The following is a 20084-nucleotide window of genomic DNA, read 5'->3' as shown; positions in this document are numbered from 1 at the left end:
TTGTTGAACACCACGATGAAGTGGCCGATAAAAATCCTATTGAAGATGGATTTTTTGCAAAATCCCTATACAATTCAATGGAACGAAAAAAATAACATGCTTAGGCCAACTAGCCGAAACACTAGAAGAGAGGGAGCGCATGAGATCGGAAAAACGCATACACAAACGTATTAGGCCCAAGGGCTTGCAAGCCGGTTTGACCTTTAATTCGCATGATCAGGAAATCGCTCTGGATGCCGACATTTTGGACATCAGTTACAGCGGCATTCGAGTCAAACTGAAACAACCCATTGCCGCCGACATGACAGGCAACATCAGAATCAACATGATATTGCCTGAATCCAATACTCCCTTTTGCGTTCACGGCATTTTAAAGCATCAAGCCGCGAAGGACGAACTAGGTTTGCATTATATCGATCATATCGATGGCTCTATCGACGATCTGATGTTCGAATGCGTGGAACTCGACGAAAACACGGTGTTTATCAAAACCCATTGAGCATCCGTGCCCGAAAGCCAACGGCAATTTTCACCCATGCCGCCGCAGCGAACCGCGTTTTAAATCGCTCTTAACTGGTTATGACGAACCGCACAGCATCCAGCCTCAATTGCGCTTCCTGGATGCTCTCATGTGCCAGCATGGTCATTTCCTTTAATTGCTGAATTTCCTGATCCTTGATGCTGGGATTGATTGTTTTCAATCTGACCATGCGCTTTATCTCACCGGTAAATACCGCAATCATCTGGTTGCTGCTTTCGGTGATCAGTTTTTGCATCATTAGCGTGGCCTTTTGCTCTCCGACCTGGATCATTTCCTGAACATGTTGACGCTGGGCGCTCAAAAACTGCGTGATTTGAGCCTTATCGACATTGTCGCCAGTTTCGAGCATGGAATCGTGCGCAATCGCCGCCGTCAAATCTTTTTTGTTCTGATCGATCAATACTCGCAGCGGCGTATGCGGCAAGAAACGCCCGATTTGCAGATGTGCCGGCGCGCTGCATTCGACGACGAACAGCAATTCCAGCAAGAATTGCCCCGCTTTCAGCTGCGGCTGCTTGATGATGCTAACCGCCGCGTTGCCGGTTTCACTGGACAACACCAAATCCATCGCCGCCAACACCATGGGATGCTCCTGGGTCAGGAATTGCATATCCTCCCGAGCCAATGCCACATCCCGACTTACGGTGACCGTCAAGCCATCGTCCTGGAGCATCGGAAAATGCGCGATGCGCAAGTTTTCGCTCGGCCACAGGATATGACAATCCTTCGAATGGTATTCGACATCGACACCATAACAATCGAACATTGCCTCCATATAAGGCCAAAAGCTGTCATCGCGCTCGATCCGATGGAGTTGATCGATCAATACCGACGCCTCGACCGGCCGGCAGGAATTCAGCTCCAGTAGCTGATCGCGGCCGTTGTGGAGCTCCGCTTCGATTTGCGCGGTCAGCCTACGAGTCTTGTCGATGAATGCTTCGTGACTCGCTTGATTAGAACCCGCCAGTAATTCCGTCAATTCTGCATCCAGTTGTTTGGCGACCTGTCCCGCAGCGGAACAATTATGCCGGAAGGCGTCCAGCCCCTCGTCATACCAACGAAACAATAAATGCCGTGGACTATCGATCAAATAAGGAATGTGAATCTGAATCACGTGTTTTTGCCCGATACGATCTAGCCGGCCGATACGCTGCTGCAACAAATCGGGGTTACGCGGCAAATCGAACAAAATCAAGTGACGCACGAACTGAAAATTACGTCCCTCGCTACCGATTTCCGAACATAACAGGACTTGCGCCCTGCTTTCGTCATCGGCAAAAAACGCCGCGGCCCGGTCGCGCTCGACGATGCTCATGCCTTCATGAAATACCGCCGCGGTATGCCCGACATGTTGGCGCAACAATTGTTCCAGCTGAATCACGGTTTCAGCCCTCTGGCAAATCAGCAGGGCTTTTTCGTCACCCAGTTCTTTCAGCTTGGCGACCAACCACGAAAAGTAAGGACTGCTCGCCAACTCGGCCGTCGCCTCGCCTGTCAAAGGATAACCATGGCGCTGGCGATCTGGAAAGCCTTGCACGGTATGACGGGAATTTCGGAACAAAATCCGCCCGGTGCCGTGATGATCCAATAACAGCTTGATCAGCTCCTCGCACACATCCTGATTGTCAGGCTCATCATTGAACTGCTGTAACAACTTGTCGACGTTGTCGTGCTGTAGCAACGTTTTAAGTCGGCTTTGCTGCTCCCTGCTCAAGGGCTGGGCCGAGATCAGCTGATTGGCCAATTCGGCAACCGGGGCAAATTGGCTTTCCTCCTGAATGAATTGGTGAAAATTATAAAAACGATCAGGATCGAGCAGGCGCAAGCGGGCGAAATGACTTTCCTTGCCCAATTGCTCCGGGGTCGCCGTCAACAAAATCAAACCATCCACGCTGTTTGCCAATTGCTCGACAAACAAATAATCGGAGCTCGGCGATTGTTCGCTCCATTCCAGATGGTGCGCCTCATCCACTACCACCATGTCCCAGCCAGCATCCAAGGCTTGCGCCTGACGCTCGGGAAAATCGGCAAAAAACTGTTGGCTGCACAACACCAATTGTTCGGCCGCAAACGGGTTTTCATCGGGGCAGGCCAGACAACGGGTTTCGTCGAGCAAGCTGAAACGCAGATTAAAGCGCCGCAGCATTTCCACCAACCATTGATACATCAAGGCTTCTGGCACCAAAATCAGCACGCGCTGGCTCAAGCCATTGATCAAACGGTGATGCAGAATCAAGCCGGCTTCTATGGTTTTGCCCAAACCGACTTCGTCGGCCAGCATGATACGCGGCGCCACCCTATTGGCGGCCTGATGAGCGATGTAAATCTGATGCGGAATCAATGCCGCCCTTGCACCCAGCAAACCTTTGGCCGCCGATTGTTGATGCTGCTGCTGGCGCCGCCAGGTTTCAAAGCGGAGACTAAACCAGGCGCTGGGATCGAACTGTCCAGTAAACAATCTATCCTGAGGCTTGTTGAATTGAATATGATGATTGAGTTCCATTTCATCGATTTGCTGCAATTGCCCGTCTTCATCCAAGCCGATATAGCTCAATAATCCATTGTGCTGTTGCACTTGCTGCACGGTGATCTTCACGTAATCGGTGGACTCGATGACATCACCTTCGATGAATTTCACCCGCGTCAACGGCGCGTTGTCGCGCGCATAGACGCGCTTGTCGCCAGTTGCGAGAAAAAGCACCGTCACGCGATTGAATTCCGTTTCCAAAATCATGCCTAAACCGAGTTCCGACTCGGTATTGCTAATCCAGCGCTGGCCGGGGATAAAGTCGTTCATTAATTATACGTTGTTAAATTTTAAAACCATGAAAATCAATAAGTTAATTAAATACAAATAAAATTACAACAACCATGCAACTGATCATTTATCAATTGTATTTATTTAAATTAATACAATACCCAACAAAATATGGCAAAAACTCAGCAAAACACATCATAAAAACCCGATACAAATAAACTAAATTTATAACAATTTTTTACAAAGCACTAACTGATTGACACAAATACCTTGTACAAAAATCATGCCACAATATCACTTTTATTATTCGCTTCTACCTTAGAAGCAAACATAAAAACATTGATCATCCAACCAATAACATCAAAACAACCAATTCCATAATCCACCTTGATCTCGGTTATAACCTTCATCTGTCTTGGTGACAACTCTAAAACGACGGGCAATAGCTTTTCTTTTTGAATTGGATACTGATATTTAATATTTTTAGCATCAATATTTAACACACTTTGAAAGCCAAGCATCTCTTTTTTAACAAAAGAAATAATCAGCTCTACAGTAGCAGAAAAACTTTTGCCCATTTGTCGCGCCAAATCGTTGACAAACTCAACCTGATTAAATTCAAGCTCTCCACATAACTCGGTCATAATAGAATTATTTAAGCGAGTGCTTTTTATCAAAAATCGATTCTTATCCGCAAGCAATCCCATCTGCCACCTCAAAAAAAGCGTTGCACCTGCGGCCAAACCCAATATTGCACTATATTGGAGTAGCGACCAGCGTAAAAACAATTCAGCACGAGAAAGCAGATGAGTGCGATCGGGCCCTAAAAGAAAGTCGACACCCGAAAAGGTTAAACCATACTTAGCGACATTATCGGTTAATCCGGCATTAATCAACAGCCATCCTGGCAAAATTGATAGCGCCCCCCCCCCCATAACTGCCAATATTTTTATGGCATTAGGATTTACCAGCATCCAGGAAAACCAAGCCACGCAAGTTGCAATCAACCCAAACAGCATATAAAGATATCCACCCCCTCCCAAGCCATAGTATCCATCCGGAGCGATAAGCTCATTCAGATTATCCGTGGATGACCAGTCGAATGCGATGACTTTACAAAAGTAAAACCAAGGCAACATGTAAAGGAAATAGATAATAAAGAATTTACCCAGTAAAAAAAAATGTAAATTATAGCTTGCTTCAGACACACGAAGACTCTTGAATATTGCGGCAAACAATATACCCAGAAAAATAATCAATGGCCCCAAAAGAGCGCCAAATCTTACTATTGGCTCAAAAATATCGGTCACATTACGAAGATTATCAGCCCCCACTGTAGCGACAAACTGCTTTCCCAACTCGCCCAATACACCTTTTTCGCCCACACGATGCACTAGCACGGAACTACCAGCGATATCCATTATACTTTCTTCAGTAACACTGAAAAAAAACAGACAATAAATCATGACGGTAACTTTAATAGCCGTGATTGGACCACTAAATATAAAACTTTTGGCATTGGCCATATTTCGGCCCACCCAGGCGGGACCAGCCCCTACCGACAATAAAGCCAGCGCAAATATAAATAAATCGATACCATTACCATGGTATTTGAAAAGCTCCTTTATGTTGTAAGGAACATTCGGCATTCTGAGTAATACGTAAAAACAGAAAGCGATTCCCATGCTCATCATCAATCCCGAAACAATGACTTGGAAATGCCCCCCCCCTAACGAGATTTTTTTGTCATATACAATTCGACCTGACACCACATTTGCCGCATCGAAATTGGTTCCTAAGATATGCGCGGCGGCACGCACCATAGGAGACGGTTGCCACATAGGCTCGCCCCGCGTCGAGTTACTCAACTTGACAATCAACCAAGCAATTATTACTACAAGCAACGGATCGGTGATTTCCGCAGTTCGTCCAACAAGCCACAACTGACAAATTTCGATCAATGTCACGACTATGGCCACTGCCGAAATAGTTTTTATACTGAGAGTTTTAATATCTTTAAATAAAGTAAAAATACCAGAAAACACAAACAGTTTCTCTGCCAACACCCTGCTGTTGACAATCATCGAGCCATCCAGAAATCCTGAGAATGGCAGCCAATTGAACGACTTGCTTTCGCTTTGCCATTGCAAGGGCGACAGTCTAGTAATAGCGTAGGTAAATAGCATCATCCAAGCAAGATAAGCGGCTCTGCGAGACCCCATTCTGCTTAACAGCGGATACAACAAAATTGCAAAAAAACTGGCAATCACATCGTTCAGTGTAAGTTCACTGGTGACAACCACAATTTTCAAGACCAGTATTGATAGAATACCTAAGGTGAAATAACCGGTACGCCAATTTTTATCCAGAATTTTTTCAGCAAAGTATCCAGCCGACAACCAAGCAATCATTAAAAATGATAAATGCTCCCATGCGAAACTGGGCTGCATCAGCAACGGCTTAAGGGCATTTTTATAGGCTTGCCAATCCAGGGTAGGTACAAAGGGTAATAGCTGAGAGGCTCCCCACAGCATGATTATGCCTATTGCAGCTTGTTTGTCGGCAAGCCCAAAATGCCTATGGAATAATTCGTGCGCCTTCAATAAATAAGCACATAGCAAACCGATACCAATGCCTAGGAAATTCCAATACACATCATATAAAGCAGGTTCACGACTAGGCAGAAATAACTGAGCAAGTTGCAAAACAAACGCCAATAGCAAGCCAATTATGGCCACCCCCCAGAAAGGGAATATGCGATACCCCAAAAAACCAAAAGGCATAAACAAAACAATATTGCCTATGACATCGCCGATACTGGATGATGTCCACATTGAATCCAGAAACGCCTGTCGAGACTGGCTGCTGATCAGCAAAGAAAATTCGAACGGATATAAAGATCCATAAGTGATAAAAAAAACGACCCAATAAAACAAAAGTTTTTGCATCAAACTCAAACCAACATGTAGAGCAACACTCTCATGAACCGGAAAACTGCTTTTCGATCGCCGCGACAAAATGAGTCAACTCTTCCAAAGGCAAATGATTAATTCCCGCAGCTGCTTTTCTCCCACCACCTGTTAGAAAACGAGCACATAACTCATCAGCGCCGGCCTTGTTATTCAAAGGCGCCCTGACGCTAACAAGGTACCCTCCCTGCCGATTATGCGTCAACACAGCATGAACCCTGTCGGGATGTTGATTTGCCAGTTCATTACTCCAGACACCACTCACCCGCCTCGCCCATTTTTCATCCGGCAGAATGAAAACAGCAACTTTATCGGTTTGATACTCTGCGGGAACTTGCCAAGCCCATTCCATATCAGACGCATAACCGTCGATCAACTGTCGATAGGCATCTGCTTTGTCAGCAATAAACTCAAATGGAGATTCATAACCTGATAGCAATCGATACAAATCATCCGGTGCGAAATGTAGGTCTTCGACGCTTGCTCCATAACCATTGTAATTGATACACACACCCAACTGACGTAATTGAGACAACCGCACTGACGACAATTTCAAGTGTTGTGCAGCCCGAAGGGCTGTTTCTTCAAGGTTATCGCCAAACGCGGCCGTTACCGCCCACTGGCTAAATCGGTGATTCAAATATTGATCGACCAACAGACTGGTACAGACATTGGCATCGGTATCAATCAGCGCTTTAAGATTAGGGTGCGGAGGAATTTCACCCGCCTGGTGGTGATCGACATAAAAAACATCGACATCTTTGCCCAATAAGTCGATCAAAGGCTGGCGGTTTTTTTCCAGAGAAACATCCAGCACCGTTACTTTATCACCAGCAACGGCATCAACCCTTTTTAACAGGCTAATGTCTCGCTTTACACCGGTAATCAACGTCGATTCCCGCGGTTCGGCCAATCGCAATTGCAGCAATGCACAGATACCATCGGCGTCACCATTGAACACATCGTAGTTCATAACACCACCTTGATTAAGCGTTTTTGGCGATACCGCGTTCTTTTAATAATGCCAATACCTGATCTACGCATTCTTCCAAAGCGTGTTTACCGGTATCGATGCTCAACTCGGGCTTTTCGGGCACTTCATAGGGCGACGAGATACCGGTAAAGTATTGGATTTCCCCTTGCCTGGCCTTCTTGTATAACCCTTTGACATCGCGCTGTTCGCAAACCGCAAGATCGCAACTGCAGTAAATTTCGATGAAGTCACCGTGCGGCACAAGCTTTCTTGCCAGATTTCTTTCCGCTCTAAAAGGGGATATGAAGGCCGTCAAGGTAATCGTGCCCGATTCCAACATCAGCTTAGCCATTTCGGCAATACGGCGGATGTTTTCCTGCCTGTCTTGATCGCTAAAGCCTAAATCGCCACATAAGCCATGCCGGACATTGTCGCCATCCAATACAAACGTCCGACACCCCATTTGGTGTAAACGTTCCTCGACGGCATGCGCCAACGTTGATTTTCCCGCTCCCGATAGACCGGTAAACCATAAAATGGCAGCCTTGTGATCATTTTGTTTTTCACGCCTGGCCCGTGTCACTGTCGCGTGATGCCACACAGTATTGCTGCTTTGTTTGATCATAAAAGTTCGATTTATAATAAATGTCCGAAAACATGCAAAAGCCGGATCGCTCCAATTTTATCAATGCCCATAGTCCAAATTGTCGATTTTCTTCAGGACGCCATTCTCAAATAGCAGCCATTGCTTGAATTTGCGCGGCCCGAAGTTATAGACCCATTCTTCAATCAGCACCTCTTCGTACAGACTTTCTTCCAACGCGCCAAATGGATGACGCAAGCGCATGCCACGTACAGCCGTGCGTTCCTGTGTTAGCTCTGGATCGCCGCATTTATCGAGCACATCCAGCTTATGATCCCCCACGTGAACCAATTGCCGGCCACAGCGAAAAGCCATCACATCGGTCGCGGCCAACAACAGGCACAACAATAACGCCGGCTTTTTCATGTCGGACACTCATGGGGTTACAGAGTAGCGCTGCACATAACTTTGTCCTGGCTTGCAAACATCTCGGCTAACCGGAGATTCACACGAAATGTCACTGAATTCGGCCTTCAGTTCACCAGCCTTATCGGGAACGAAATAAAAACGAAAATTGGGATCGGCGCTAATGGCGATATCGAGCTTGGCATTTAACACGGGTTTATCGTTGAAGCTGACCGTCAACCGGTCTATGAAGTGGGACTTTCTGACGAACCGGGTCATCTGATCCATCTGCATGCCGGTGATATTGGGATGGCTGATCATCAATTGCGCCTGTGCCGGCTGACTGGTCTGTATCTGCTCGTCCAAACGGAACTTTACCTTGCCCAAGCGCTTCATTGCCTCGTCCAAATCGGCTCCGATGGGCGCAGAACAACCACCGCTGGCTTTGACGAACTTCTTGACCATGTTCAGCTTGCCATCATTGGTTTCCGCAATGGCCCGAATATTACTGTAGGTATTGACCCGAATCCGCATCGCCAAATCAGCCTTGCCGCTTTCCGGGAAAAACTCGAACTCCCCTACGAAAGGAAAAGGATTTTTATCGACAAACATCCAGATTTTTTTGATGTACTTTTCCGGAGTCTGAGTAATTTTGCCACTGACCCTAACAGGCACAATGGCAGGATCTTCGGCACGCACCGGCACTTCCAGCTCGATCGTGGCATCGGATTCTTCAATGGTTTTACCCGCAAAAAACTGGTTTTTTAGCGCACTGTTCCAAGTAATATCGTCACCTTCGGCCAACGCAATCGTTGGCAACAACCAGGCCAGACAGGCAATTTTTTGTAATGCATTCATAGTCTATTTCCTCAAAATCAAATGCTTAGTCTTCCCATTCGAGTTCAGCAAACGCGATGGTGACATTTTTACGATGAAACTCATCAAACAGTTGCCATTGATTTCTAGCGGCAAGCCCCACATGCTCGACCGCAAATTCCAGGGTTTTGCCTTGCTTGATCGCGGCCCTGATTTCGTTGACCAATTGCAGTAAATAAGTCTTGTGTGGCTGCAGGCTAACCGGCCAATCCCTCACCAACTGGCCATGCCCGGGAATCACCAGTTTGTATGAGTTTTGCTCCAATCGCTCAAGCCCTTTCAACCAACCCTTGATGCTGCCGTCGATGACCGGAATATGTTCCAAAAACAACAAATCCGCCAACCAAAGCGTATCGGTATTTTTGTCGTAAATGCTCAAATCGTTGTCGGTATGCGCCGTGGGATGCGCCGTCAATACCAGTTCCCGATTACCGAGGTTCAGCGTCATCGTGTCTTGCACCTGCAAATCCGGCGGAATGATATTGTCGGGCGTGACGCGAATATCAAGCAATTCATCGGCTTTACTCAAATAATGAGGCGAACGCGTCGCCATCGCGCGGGCCAATTTATGATGCCCGACAAACCGGACCCCCGTTTCTTTTTTGAAAGCGCTATTGCCGTAGATATGGTCGGGATGCACGTGAGTATTGATCACATAACAGATCGGTTTGGGCGTGATTTGCTTGATCGCATTGCGCAATGCAATACCTTGGCGCGGATTTCCACCACTGTCGATCACGGCCACGCATCTGTCCCCGATGATGAAGCCAATGTTTGCGATCTCTCCATGATTGTCTCGATCCGGCCAGTGATGCTCGGATGAATGCAGATATATGCCTGGTGCGACCTCGGATACCGGTAAAGCAGGCACGGCATGACAGGAATAACTGAGCACGAGCCCCAGCAGGACCAAGATAGTACGCATATTCCCTCCTTATGCGGCAATTCGTTTGAAAAATTCGCTTTCGGCGACGATGTCCCGATTATCCTGCACTCTGTCCAGATAAATCAGCCCCTGTAAATGGTCAAACTCGTGCTGAAATACCCGTGCCGGAAAATCGTGCAAGACGATCTGGCAGTCTTGTCCTTCTTTATCCTGATATGCCACCTTAACCGTTCGATGCCGCGGTACCAAGGCACGGATACCAGGTACACTCAAACATCCCTCCCAATCCTTGATCAATGTGGCATCCAGCACCTCATGGCGTGGATTGACCATTACCACCGGCGCCATTTCAGGGGCCAGGGGATAACGCGCTGTCGGCCTGGACGCGATGACCACGACCTGTAACGAAACCCCAATTTGTGGTGCGGCGATACCGACACCGTTACTTTGCCGCATCACATCAAGCAAAGTATCGATCAATTCATGGAACTCCACGGAGCTAAAATCGTCAACAGCACACGCCCACTGACGCAACACGTCGGCACCTAATTGTTTGATTTCGGTTTTTTCAGACATGGCAAAGTCAAATCAATGGCAAAAGTCGAATGAATGAAAGTCAGTATACTGTGGTTTATAAGGATTGACTCATCTTTACTTTGCCCGACTTTTTTGTGATAGTTATCGTAAAGACGTGCGTGGAAGCTGGCGTCCAAATCTTAACAACGTGTTAAAACACATCACCAACCAGGAGACATCATGAAAAAAATCCAAAAAACGCCATTTGCGATCGCGATGAGCGCGTCCTTACTGCCATTTGCAGCCAATGCGGTTGAAACCCAAGCCAATCCATTTGCGCTATCGGAACTGGATTCGGGCTATATGCAAACAGCAGAAGCCGAAAAACCAGCGGATTCCAAAATGAAAGATGGCGCTTGCGGCGAAGGTAAATGCGGCGGTGCCATGATGCAAAAAAGCACCGACTCTAAAGCAGTAGAAGGCAAATGCGCCGGCAACAAACCAGCTCCCGCGCCAGCAGGCGACAAGGCCGGCAGCGACAAAAAGATGGAAGGCAACTGCGGCGCCAATATGAAGTAAACGCAACAAGCACCGGCTGCAGCAAAACTGGAGCCGGTGTCATTTGAATCTCAAACGCTGAAACTTTCCCCGCAACCGCACATGCCTTTGACATTGGGGTTGTTGAATTTGAAAGCCTCGTTGAAACCTTCCTTGGCATAATCCAATTCGATGCCGTTCAGTTTGTCCAAATCATCCTGCTTAACCAGCACCTTGACGTCGTGTTGAGAGAACACGATCTCGTCGGCGGCCTGTTCATCGGCATAATCCAAGACATAGGCATAACCCGAACACCCCGAAGTCTTGACTCCCAGACGCAAACCTATGCCGGAACCGCGTTTTTGTAGTTGTTTTTGAATCTGTTTGGCCGCGCTTTCAGTAATCGTAATTGTCATAGTGAATTGTCTCCTGATTTGACTAGCAATGCCTTCAAGGCATCGATAAATTGGTCAATTTCCGTTTCGCTGTTGTCTTTACCCAGACTGACGCGAATCGCCGATTTGGCAAGCTGCGCCTCCACCCCCATCGCTGCCAACACCGGGCTGATCTGCTCGGAACCCGAGGCACACGCGGAACCACTGGAAACGGCGATATTTTTTTGATCGAGTTGCATCAGCAGCATTTCGCCATTGACACCAGGAATGCCAAACTGCACGGTATTCGGCAAGCGCTTGGCCTGCTCGGCAAAAATCACCAGGCCTGGTATCGTTTTTAATTGTTGTTCCAAGCGACTCCGGAGCGTCAGCAGACGAGCCTGACGCTGCTCCAGTTCCAGCCTTGCCAACTCGGCCGCCTTACCAAAGCCAACGATCGCGGCGACATTTTCGGTGCCCGCGCGCAAACCTTGTTCTTGATCGCCGCCGAACTGCAAAGGCTGCAATCTGACGTTTTCATGCCATACCAACGCCCCACAACCCTTGGGACCATAAATTTTATGACTGGACAAGCTCATCAACTGAACGCCTAACCGTCTAAAACTGACCGGCATTTTACCCAAGGCCTGCACCGCATCGGTATGCACAATCGCGCCAAATGATTCGGCACGCTCGACCAGCCCCGCCACATCCTGAATGACACCGGTTTCATTATTTGCCAACATCAACGATATGAAATCGCCGGCATCCGGTTTCAACTCGTCCAGCGTTTCAGGTGCAAACAAGCCCGCGGAAGTCACGCCGAGATTGTTTATCTCTCGATAAAGTCCGGCTTGGCGCAAGACATTTTCAAACACGGCCGGATGTTCGATGGCTGACATCCAGACTCGTCGCCCACGCCCGCAGGCCAAGGCCAAGGCATCAGCCTCGGTACCGCCACTGGTAAACAAAATTTGGGATGCGGGGGCATCAACCAAGGCCGCCACTTGCTCTCGCGCGGTATCGATGGCGCTACGGGCGATGCGCCCGAGTCGATATAAACTGGAAGGGTTGCCGTATAGCCCTCGTAAATACGGCAGCATGGCCTCCACCACGCGTTCGTCGATCGGCGTGGTGGCATTGTGATCAAAATAGATCATTCAAGCGGTTTTTCTTTCTTGAAGGGGTTTCAGTTCGATCACGTGCTCGCCTTGCTTGCCCTGGCGCTTGGCGACTTCACTAACCAATTCTCTTTCCAGCAACTGACCGAGCGTAATTTGTTTTAAATAGGAGCGAATCTGCTCACTCAAGCCCATCCACAAATCATGCGTAATACAGGGCTGGTCGTTATGACAGTTGGACTTGCCACCGCACTTGGTCGAATCCACGGTTTCATCGACGGCTTCGATGATGTCGGCAATATTGACCTCATGCGCACTGCGACTCAAGGTGTATCCACCGCCCGGCCCTCTGACCCCTTTGACCATGCCGGCCTTGCGCAAGCGCGCAAATAACTGCTCCAGATAAGACAAAGAGATCGTTTGCCGCGTCGCTATATCGGTCAACGTGACTGGATGTTTCTGGCTGTGATATGCCAAATCCAGCATGGCCGTAACCGCATAACGTCCTTTTGTGGTGAGTCGCATATAGCCCCCTAATAAAACTTAGTTAATGTAGGGTGACTATAAATAAACCCAGTATTTTAGTCAAGTATTAAGCTCGAGCACTTTCAGCCCTTGTCCTTGATTTGGCAGTCATCCATCTGCGGAATTTGCGCATCGCCACATTGAATACCGGCATCATTCAACTTTCGACACATGATTTCCAATTGCTTGTCCATTTGGTGAATATGATCCAACATCAGGTTAATCGCATTCGCAATTGGATCAGGCATGTCTCCGGTCGCGCCGTAGGCGTCGAAACCGATTTTTTGCGCCATCGCATCACGCCGTGCCTTATCTTGCTTGGTCTTGGCATCGATGATGTGCGCGGGAATACCGACTACAGTTATCCCGGGCGGTACCGGTTTTACGACTACCGAGTTGGAGCCAACCCTTGCGCCTTCGCCGATTTCTATCGGTCCGAGCACCTTGGCTCCCGCGCCGATGACCACTCCGTTCTGCAAAGTTGGATGACGCTTGCCTTTGTTCCAGCTAGTACCGCCCAAGGTCACGCCGTGATACAGCGTGCAATCATCACCAATCACCGCAGTCTCGCCTATCACGACCCCCATGCCATGATCAATGAAAAAACGTCGACCGATCTGCGCCCCCGGATGGATCTCGATACCCGTCAACCAGCGCGCCAAAAAAGAAAGGTAACGCGCCGGAAAATTAAAACCCCGAATCCATAGCCAATGGCTGAGGCGATGAATCATCAGGGCATGAAACCCCGGATAGGTCGTGATCACCTCAAAAACCGAGTGCGCGGCCGGATCGCGCGCAAATATGCACTGAACATCTTCTTTGATTTGCTTCAACATATCGTCTATTTGAGGTTGTGATTTTGAGAGAACCGCAAGATGCCGCGCAAAATATCCAATTCCTTGGTGTCTAGCTGAGTGCGGTTAAAAAGCCGTCTGAGTCTGCGCATGATCGATTTGGACCGCTCCGGATGCAAGAAACCAATATCGGCCATGGTTTGCTGCAGATGCTGGTAAAAAGCTTCCATCTGCTCGGCAGTGGCCAAAGGATCTTCGCCGCGGTCACCGATGCTGCTGACATGTTCCTGACCACTGGTGACATACAATTCATAGCAGACCACCTGCACGGCCGCTGCCAGATTCAAGGAGCTATAGGCGGGATTACAAGGGATGCGCAGCAAATAATGACATAAATCCAGTTCGTGATTTTTCAAGCCGGAATTTTCCCGGCCGAACACAAGAGCTATATTTTCCCGGCTCGCGTCATTTGCCCATTTTTCCGCGCATTCTCGGGCCGTGACAGATGGCCAACTGATGGTTCTATCACGGGCGCTAGCGCCTAAAACGATCTGGCAATCTTTGATAGCCTCCACCAAGGATTCATAAACCTGGGCACTCCTCAACACATCATCGGCGCCGGAAGCCCTGGCAGTCGCATCGGCATGCGGAAAGAATTTAGGCGTGACCAAACGCAATTGATCCATGCCCATATTTTTCATGGCCCGCGCTACGGCGCCGATATTGCCGGGATGCGATGTTTCGACCAGAACGACTTTAAAATTGGATAGCAAAGACAATTCCCACCCGCTAAAAAACGGGCGATTCTAGCAAAAGATTTGCTATCCTATCCCAGTTTTCCAACTGCTCATTGTCAATTCGTTCTATGCATCCGATGCTCAACATAGCCGTGCGCGCAGCGCGCAATGCCGGCGACCTGATTCAACGTTCCTCGCAAAACATCGAGAAACTCACCATCGACCACAAAAGCCGTAACGACTATGCTTCCGAAGTGGATCGCATGGCGGAGCAGGAAATCATCAAGGTCATCCGCACCGCTTTTCCGGATCACGCGATTTTGGCCGAAGAAAGTGGCGAGCATCAAGGCAACGATTACGTCTGGATCATCGATCCCCTGGACGGCACCACCAATTTTCTGCACGGCTTTCCCCAATACGCCGTATCTATCGCATTAAAACTCAAAAACAAGCTGGAAATTGGGGTGATTTACGATCCGGTCCGCGACGAACTGTTCACGGCCGAACGTGGCGGCGGCGCGATGTTGAACAATCGCCGCATCCGCGTCACCAAGCAAAACAGCATGCGCGGCGCCTTGATCGGCACGGGCTTTCCTTTCAAAACCATGGACCATATCGAAGCCTATTTGGGCATGTTCAAAGCCATCAGCGCCGACACGGCCGGCATCAGACGCGCCGGCGCCGCCGCGCTGGACATGGCTTATGTCGCTTGCGGCCGACTGGATGCTTACTGGGAAATCGGCGTCAAGGAATGGGACATCGCCGCCGGGGTATTATTGGTACAAGAAGCCGGCGGTGTCGCTACCGATTTTTCTTTTAACGACAAATACCTGCAATCCGGCAACATCATCGCCGGCAACCCGCGCATGCACCAATTGATGTATCACGCGATCGAGCCGCACGTTACCGACAAACTCAAATAAGCGGGCTAATCGCGCCCTATACGAGCCGCCCTAAAATTGTTATCGACTCGCCTTTTCTTTTATACTTGAAGGCTAACCAAAATTTAAGAGGACATCATGGAAAAACCGTTCATCCTACACATGCTGACCACAGCTAAAAACCTGAGCCCTTTCGACGTCAACATGGCGATGGATGCGGGCTGGATTTCAGCCGTTCCTTATATCAACGTCGAACCCAGCGAAGTCAGGGGTTTGGTGCAAGACGCCATTTTCTCCCGCAGCCCGAAAAACCTGAAACGCACTGGTATTTTCATTGGCGGCCGCGAAACCAAGCAAGCAATGGACATGTTGAAGATCGCTAAAAACTCCATGGTGCCCCCTTTCGAAGTATCGGTATTTGCCGATCCTAGCGGCGCGTTTACCACTGCCGCCGGCATGGTTGCCGCGGTCGAAAAAGAACTGGCCGACAAATTCCAAACTACTTTGGCAGGCAAAAACGTGCTAGCTTTGGGCGGCACCGGCCCGGTCGGCCAAGCGGCAGCGGTGATTGCGGCGCAAGCCGGCGCCAACGTCAGAATCATCGGCCGACAACTGGAAAGAGCTCAACGCACCGCCGAGCTATGCAGCGAAGAATTCGGCGACGGTAAAATCACCATCGCCGCCGGCGCCGACGCCGACAAAGCCGAATACATGCAAACCGCCGACATCGTCTTCGCCACCGGCGCCGCCGGCATCGAACTGTTGAGCGCCGAATTGATCGCCGCCGCACCACAACTCAAAGTCGTCGCAGACGTCAACGCCGTGCCACCCGCCGGCATTGCGGGCGTCGATGCGTTCGACAACGGCAAACCGCTGGCAAGCTCAAAAAGTGGCGCGGTTGGCATCGGCGCACTGGCTATCGGCAACATCAAGTATCAGGCGCAAAACCGCTTGCTGAAACGCATGTTGGAATGCGATCAACCGTTATATTTGCATTTCGAACACGCTTTTGAAGTCGCTCGTGAATTTATTAAGTCAACTGATTAACGCGTTTTGTAAGCGCCAGCCTCCGCCAACCAACCAGGGTAAGATCAAAATGCCGAAACGCAGCATACTCCATATGTTCGATCCGATGCCAAACAACAGCCCGTTTGACATCAACATGGCATTGGATGCCGGTTTTGAGGTGCTGATGCCTTATTCCAACGTCAAGCTGGAAAACATCCGGAATCTGACCCAGGATGCGATTTTCTCGCGCAGCCCGTCCGGCATCAAAAAAACCGCCCTCTTCATCGGTGGCCGCGACATCGGCTTGGCGATAGACATGCTGGAAGCGACTCAACCGGCCATGGTGCCGCCGTTCGAAGTATCGGTATTTGCCGATCCGAGCGGCGCCTTCACCACGGCGGCGGCCTTGGTGGCCTGTGTGGAAAAAGCCTTGCAGCAAAGCCACGGCAAGGTATTGAAAGATTGCAAGGCTTTGGTTTTTGGCGGCACGGGTCCGGTCGGCATCGCCACCGGCGTGATCGCCTCGCTGCAGGGCTCCGATACTACCTTGGTAGACCATTTATCGATAGACACCGCCAACGACGCCGCCAAACAATATAACCGCCGCTTCAATGCCCAATTGTCTGGCGCGGCCGCCCGAAACGATGAGGAAAAAATCGCTTTGTTGGCAGAGGCGGACATCGTCTTCTGTACGGCCAAAGCCGGCGTTCGCGTCCTGAATGCCGCTGTCTTGGCGCAGACCAAAAACCTGAAGGTTGCGGGTGACGTCAACGCGGTGCCGCCTGCGGGTATCGAAGGCGTGACAGCCAACGACATGGCGACTCCGTTGGTACATGCCACTCAATCCCCCAATGCCGTTGGTGTCGGCGCACTGGCCGTGGGGAATGTCAAATATCAGCTACAGCATGAGTTATTGAAATCCATGCTGGAAGCCGAAAAACCGGTATTCATTGATTTCAGGGAAGCCTTCAACAAAGCTCGCACCTTAGTCTGAAGCAGGTTCGTCCCGGTCGTTTCGGCCGGGCATTCCACTTAAAACGTTTCGAAATAATTGTGTTTGACCGCCAACCGGGTCAATTCGACGTCATTTTTGATTTTCAGCTTGGCGTACAACCGATAGCGATAGGTGTTGACGGTTTTATCGCTTAACTCCAAGGCTTCGGCAATTTCCTGAATCCCCTTGCCCCTTAAAATCATTTGCGCCACCTCGGCTTCCCGCTGAGAAAGCTGAAAAAACGGCGATGCGTCTTCGCTCTCGATCGACTCAAAGACCAGATTACTGGCCACGTCCTGGCATAAATAGCGCTTACCAGCCATCACGCTCCTGATCGCGCTTACCATTTCGCTGACTGGCGAAGCCTTGGACACAAAACCTTCCACACCCAATTTCAATAATTGCTGCGGAATCGGACCGCCGTTATGCACCGACAAACCAATGATTTTGACATTAGGAAAATTCTGCAAAATCCGCCGGCATGCTTCGAATCCCCCCATCCCCGGCATGTTCACATCCATCAACACCACATCCGGCGGATCGTGCGTAATCAATTGCAAGGCTTTTTCACCGCACTCACACACACCCACCACATGAATACCATCGACCGTATTCAACAACGCTTCTATCCCGCTTCTCACCAACTCATGATCATCAACCAATAAAACTTTAATCATCCGATCTCACATCCTGAAGACAGCACTACCTAATTGGTCCAAGTTTAGCAAAATTCAGCAATCTGCAGCAGAACATCGAGATTCTCAAGCAAAAAGACCAGGCAAAAATTCTCACCCCATCAGTTAAACGGTAAAATACGTGTTTATTGACTCAATCTTTTCATACCCATGCGCACATCACAATTTCCTCTGAGCACCGTAAAAGAAACACCTGCCGATGCCGAAATCGCCAGCCATAAACTCATGATACGCGCCGGCCTGATCCGCAAACTGGCCGCCGGTATTTATACCTGGCTACCGCTGGGTTTGCGTGTGCTTCGCAAGGTCGAACAAATCACTCGTGAAGAAATGAACAAGGCCGGCGCCCTGGAAGTACTGATGCCAGCCCTGCAACCCGCCGAATTGTGGCAGGAAACCGGTCGCTGGGAAAAATACGGCCCGGAACTGGCACGCATGAAGGATCGTCACGACCGCGACTTTTGCCTGGGGCCGACGCACGAGGAAATCATCACCGACCTGGCGCGCAACGAGTTGAAAAGCTACAAACAGCTGCCCATCACCTACTACCAGATCCAAACCAAATTCCGTGACGAAATCCGCCCACGCTTCGGCGTGATGCGCTCGCGCGAGTTCGTCATGAAAGACGCCTATTCCTTTCACCTGGATCAGGCTTCGCTGCAACAAACCTATGACGTGATGTATCAAACCTACACCAACATCTTCAACCGCTTCGGCTTGAAGTTCCGCGCGGTGATCGCCGATTCCGGCGCGATCGGCGGTGCGGTCTCGCATGAATTTCACGTGCTGGCCGATTCCGGCGAAGATGCCATTGCCTTCTCGGACAGCAGCGATTATGCCGCCAACGTCGAAAAAGCCGAAGCACTTGCGCCCGGCGGCGAACGCCCTTCGCCCGCACAAACCATGACGCTGGTGGACACTCCAAACCAACATAGCATCGAGGAAGTCAGCCAGTTTTTCCAAGTCGACGCGACAAGATGCCTGAAAACCCTGATCGTCAGAGGCGAGAATGCCCCCCTGATTGCCTTGTTACTTCGCGGCGACCATGAACTGAACCCCATCAAAGCCGAAAAGATTCCTGGCGTATTGTCCCCGCTGCAATTCGCCAGCGACGAGGAAATCGTCGCCGCCTGCGGCTGCAAACCGGGCTCGCTGGGCCCGATCGGCCTGGCCATGCCCATCATCGCCGATCGCAGCGCTGCCATCATGTCCGACTTCATCTGCGGCGCCAATCAAGAAGGCAAACATTACAGCGGCGTGAACTGGGAACGCGACCTGCCGCTGCCAGAAATCAACGACCTACGCATGGTCGTCGAGGGTGATCTCAGCCCAGACGGCAAAGGCCAGCTCACGATCGCCCGCGGCATCGAAGTCGGCCATATCTTCCAGTTGGGCAACAAATACAGCGAAGCGATGAACGCCAGTATCGTCAACGAGGCCGGCAAGAACCAGATCATGATCATGGGCTGCTATGGCATCGGCATATCCCGCGTGGTGGCAGCCGCCATCGAACAAGGTCACGACGAACGCGGCATCATCTGGCCGAACGAACTGGCACCGTTTCAAGTGGCGATTTGCCCGATGAACATGTACAAATCCGATCGTTTGATCGATACGGTAGAAAAAATCTACACGGATTTGTTGGATGCCGGCATCGAAGTGCTTTTGGACGACAGAAAAGTCCGCGCTGGCTTCATGTTCTCCGACATGGAGCTAATTGGCATTCCGCACCGCATCGTCATCGGCGATCGAGGCCTGGACAGCGGCACCGTCGAATATCAAGGTCGTACCGATAAGGAAAGCCAGGAAGTTCCGTTCGCGGAGCTCGTCGATTTCATCAAGGCGAAATTGGCTTGATCGAAAACAAAAAAGGGCGCCTAAGCGCCCTTTTCCGTATGCCTGTTCAACTAG

General features: G+C 49.9%; 20 protein-coding genes. 6 read left to right on the top strand and 14 right to left on the bottom strand.

The window, feature by feature from the left end; genetic code table 11:
- Nucleotides 1-139: 139 nt before the first annotated feature.
- The gene (locus tag NM686_RS03385) at nucleotides 140-499 is read left to right on the top strand and encodes a PilZ domain-containing protein (protein ID WP_255186481.1); all 360 of its coding nucleotides are present in this window, start codon (nucleotides 140-142) and stop codon (nucleotides 497-499) included.
- A 70-nt stretch (nucleotides 500-569) separates the two neighbouring features.
- Here the strand turns inward: NM686_RS03385 and rapA are convergent, their stop codons facing one another.
- The 8 genes from rapA to def all read right to left on the bottom strand — a co-directional run bounded on the left by rapA (nucleotide 570) and on the right by def (nucleotide 10567).
- A complete protein-coding gene (rapA, locus tag NM686_RS03380; RefSeq protein WP_255186480.1) occupies nucleotides 570-3338 on the bottom strand; it encodes an RNA polymerase-associated protein RapA in 2769 nt (922 codons plus the stop codon).
- Nucleotides 3339-3580: 242 nt separating this feature from the next.
- Nucleotides 3581-6247 carry a VanZ family protein gene (locus NM686_RS03375; RefSeq protein ID WP_255186479.1) on the bottom strand — a complete coding sequence of 889 codons (2667 nt, stop codon included), beginning with the start codon at nucleotides 6245-6247 and terminating at the stop codon, nucleotides 3581-3583.
- 31 nt (nucleotides 6248-6278) lie between these two features.
- On the bottom strand, nucleotides 6279-7241 hold the full coding sequence (locus tag NM686_RS03370; protein ID WP_255186478.1) for a DHH family phosphoesterase: 963 nt from the start codon (nucleotides 7239-7241) through the stop codon (nucleotides 6279-6281).
- A 13-nt stretch (nucleotides 7242-7254) separates the two neighbouring features.
- Entirely contained in the window at nucleotides 7255-7866 is a 612-nt protein-coding gene (cysC, locus tag NM686_RS03365; RefSeq protein ID WP_255186477.1) for an adenylyl-sulfate kinase, read from the bottom strand.
- 60 nt (nucleotides 7867-7926) lie between these two features.
- Nucleotides 7927-8250, bottom strand: coding sequence for a DUF2845 domain-containing protein (locus NM686_RS03360; protein ID WP_255186476.1), 324 nt, complete (start codon nucleotides 8248-8250; stop codon nucleotides 7927-7929).
- A 9-nt stretch (nucleotides 8251-8259) separates the two neighbouring features.
- Nucleotides 8260-9087, bottom strand: a complete 828-nt coding sequence (locus NM686_RS03355; RefSeq protein ID WP_255186475.1) for a quinoprotein dehydrogenase-associated SoxYZ-like carrier — start codon at nucleotides 9085-9087, stop codon at nucleotides 8260-8262.
- Nucleotides 9088-9112: 25 nt separating this feature from the next.
- Nucleotides 9113-10030: a quinoprotein relay system zinc metallohydrolase 2 gene (locus NM686_RS03350; protein WP_255186474.1), complete on the bottom strand. Its 918-nt coding sequence runs from the start codon at nucleotides 10028-10030 to the stop codon at nucleotides 9113-9115.
- Between the two features lie 9 nt (nucleotides 10031-10039).
- On the bottom strand, nucleotides 10040-10567 hold the full coding sequence (gene def / locus NM686_RS03345; RefSeq protein WP_255186473.1) for a peptide deformylase: 528 nt from the start codon (nucleotides 10565-10567) through the stop codon (nucleotides 10040-10042).
- A 180-nt stretch (nucleotides 10568-10747) separates the two neighbouring features.
- On the opposite strand from def, the gene NM686_RS03340 reads away from it, so the two are divergent.
- The gene (locus NM686_RS03340) at nucleotides 10748-11086 is read left to right on the top strand and encodes a hypothetical protein (RefSeq protein ID WP_255186472.1); all 339 of its coding nucleotides are present in this window, start codon (nucleotides 10748-10750) and stop codon (nucleotides 11084-11086) included.
- A 50-nt stretch (nucleotides 11087-11136) separates the two neighbouring features.
- On the opposite strand, the gene NM686_RS03335 is transcribed toward NM686_RS03340, so the two are convergent.
- The 5 genes from NM686_RS03335 to NM686_RS03315 form a co-directional block, all read right to left on the bottom strand.
- Nucleotides 11137-11460: a HesB/IscA family protein gene (locus NM686_RS03335; protein WP_255186471.1), complete on the bottom strand. Its 324-nt coding sequence runs from the start codon at nucleotides 11458-11460 to the stop codon at nucleotides 11137-11139.
- On the bottom strand, nucleotides 11457-12578 hold the full coding sequence (locus NM686_RS03330) for a cysteine desulfurase family protein (RefSeq protein WP_255186470.1): 1122 nt from the start codon (nucleotides 12576-12578) through the stop codon (nucleotides 11457-11459). Before NM686_RS03330 ends, NM686_RS03335 begins: the two co-directional genes overlap by 4 nt.
- Entirely contained in the window at nucleotides 12579-13064 is a 486-nt protein-coding gene (iscR, locus tag NM686_RS03325; RefSeq protein ID WP_255186469.1) for a Fe-S cluster assembly transcriptional regulator IscR, read from the bottom strand.
- A gap of 83 nt (nucleotides 13065-13147) precedes the next feature.
- Entirely contained in the window at nucleotides 13148-13900 is a 753-nt protein-coding gene (gene cysE, locus NM686_RS03320; RefSeq protein ID WP_255186468.1) for a serine O-acetyltransferase, read from the bottom strand.
- A 5-nt stretch (nucleotides 13901-13905) separates the two neighbouring features.
- Nucleotides 13906-14631: an RNA methyltransferase gene (locus NM686_RS03315; RefSeq protein WP_255186467.1), complete on the bottom strand. Its 726-nt coding sequence runs from the start codon at nucleotides 14629-14631 to the stop codon at nucleotides 13906-13908.
- 92 nt (nucleotides 14632-14723) lie between these two features.
- On the opposite strand from NM686_RS03315, the gene NM686_RS03310 reads away from it, so the two are divergent.
- The 3 genes from NM686_RS03310 to NM686_RS03300 all read left to right on the top strand — a co-directional run bounded on the left by NM686_RS03310 (nucleotide 14724) and on the right by NM686_RS03300 (nucleotide 17478).
- Nucleotides 14724-15518, top strand: a complete 795-nt coding sequence (locus NM686_RS03310) for an inositol monophosphatase family protein (RefSeq protein WP_255186466.1) — start codon at nucleotides 14724-14726, stop codon at nucleotides 15516-15518.
- A 96-nt stretch (nucleotides 15519-15614) separates the two neighbouring features.
- Nucleotides 15615-16523: an NAD(P)-dependent methylenetetrahydromethanopterin dehydrogenase gene (locus NM686_RS03305; protein ID WP_255186465.1), complete on the top strand. Its 909-nt coding sequence runs from the start codon at nucleotides 15615-15617 to the stop codon at nucleotides 16521-16523.
- Between the two features lie 49 nt (nucleotides 16524-16572).
- Nucleotides 16573-17478: an NAD(P)-dependent methylenetetrahydromethanopterin dehydrogenase gene (locus NM686_RS03300; RefSeq protein WP_269022904.1), complete on the top strand. Its 906-nt coding sequence runs from the start codon at nucleotides 16573-16575 to the stop codon at nucleotides 17476-17478.
- A 38-nt stretch (nucleotides 17479-17516) separates the two neighbouring features.
- On the opposite strand, the gene NM686_RS03295 is transcribed toward NM686_RS03300, so the two are convergent.
- Entirely contained in the window at nucleotides 17517-18155 is a 639-nt protein-coding gene (locus NM686_RS03295) for a response regulator (RefSeq protein WP_255186463.1), read from the bottom strand.
- A 168-nt stretch (nucleotides 18156-18323) separates the two neighbouring features.
- Here NM686_RS03295 and NM686_RS03290 point away from each other — a divergent pair, with 168 nt between their 5' ends.
- Nucleotides 18324-20030, top strand: a complete 1707-nt coding sequence (locus NM686_RS03290; RefSeq protein WP_255186462.1) for a proline--tRNA ligase — start codon at nucleotides 18324-18326, stop codon at nucleotides 20028-20030.
- The last annotated feature ends 54 nt before the right edge of the window (nucleotides 20031-20084 follow it).

Origin of the sequence: Methylomonas rapida (assembly GCF_024360925.2) — a bacterium.
Lineage (GTDB): Bacteria > Pseudomonadota > Gammaproteobacteria > Methylococcales > Methylomonadaceae > Methylomonas > Methylomonas rapida.
This window is presented reverse-complemented; position numbering and strand designations above follow the sequence as displayed.

Bases quoted from the DNA above. Each gene is read 5' to 3' on its own strand.
- NM686_RS03385 (WP_255186481.1), top strand. From the start codon at position 140: ATGAGATCGGAAAAACGCATACACAAACGTATTAGGCCCAAGGGCTTG.
- rapA (WP_255186480.1), bottom strand. From the start codon at position 3,338: ATGAACGACTTTATCCCCGGCCAGCGCTGGATTAGCAATACCGAGTCG.
- NM686_RS03375 (WP_255186479.1), bottom strand. From the start codon at position 6,247: ATGCAAAAACTTTTGTTTTATTGGGTCGTTTTTTTTATCACTTATGGA.
- NM686_RS03370 (WP_255186478.1), bottom strand. From the start codon at position 7,241: ATGAACTACGATGTGTTCAATGGTGACGCCGATGGTATCTGTGCATTG.
- cysC (WP_255186477.1), bottom strand. From the start codon at position 7,866: ATGATCAAACAAAGCAGCAATACTGTGTGGCATCACGCGACAGTGACA.
- NM686_RS03360 (WP_255186476.1), bottom strand. From the start codon at position 8,250: ATGAAAAAGCCGGCGTTATTGTTGTGCCTGTTGTTGGCCGCGACCGAT.
- NM686_RS03355 (WP_255186475.1), bottom strand. From the start codon at position 9,087: ATGAATGCATTACAAAAAATTGCCTGTCTGGCCTGGTTGTTGCCAACG.
- NM686_RS03350 (WP_255186474.1), bottom strand. From the start codon at position 10,030: ATGCGTACTATCTTGGTCCTGCTGGGGCTCGTGCTCAGTTATTCCTGT.
- def (WP_255186473.1), bottom strand. From the start codon at position 10,567: ATGTCTGAAAAAACCGAAATCAAACAATTAGGTGCCGACGTGTTGCGT.
- NM686_RS03340 (WP_255186472.1), top strand. From the start codon at position 10,748: ATGAAAAAAATCCAAAAAACGCCATTTGCGATCGCGATGAGCGCGTCC.
- NM686_RS03335 (WP_255186471.1), bottom strand. From the start codon at position 11,460: ATGACAATTACGATTACTGAAAGCGCGGCCAAACAGATTCAAAAACAA.
- NM686_RS03330 (WP_255186470.1), bottom strand. From the start codon at position 12,578: ATGATCTATTTTGATCACAATGCCACCACGCCGATCGACGAACGCGTG.
- iscR (WP_255186469.1), bottom strand. From the start codon at position 13,064: ATGCGACTCACCACAAAAGGACGTTATGCGGTTACGGCCATGCTGGAT.
- cysE (WP_255186468.1), bottom strand. From the start codon at position 13,900: ATGTTGAAGCAAATCAAAGAAGATGTTCAGTGCATATTTGCGCGCGAT.
- NM686_RS03310 (WP_255186466.1), top strand. From the start codon at position 14,724: ATGCATCCGATGCTCAACATAGCCGTGCGCGCAGCGCGCAATGCCGGC.
- NM686_RS03305 (WP_255186465.1), top strand. From the start codon at position 15,615: ATGGAAAAACCGTTCATCCTACACATGCTGACCACAGCTAAAAACCTG.
- NM686_RS03300 (WP_269022904.1), top strand. From the start codon at position 16,573: ATGCCGAAACGCAGCATACTCCATATGTTCGATCCGATGCCAAACAAC.
- NM686_RS03295 (WP_255186463.1), bottom strand. From the start codon at position 18,155: ATGATTAAAGTTTTATTGGTTGATGATCATGAGTTGGTGAGAAGCGGG.
- NM686_RS03290 (WP_255186462.1), top strand. From the start codon at position 18,324: ATGCGCACATCACAATTTCCTCTGAGCACCGTAAAAGAAACACCTGCC.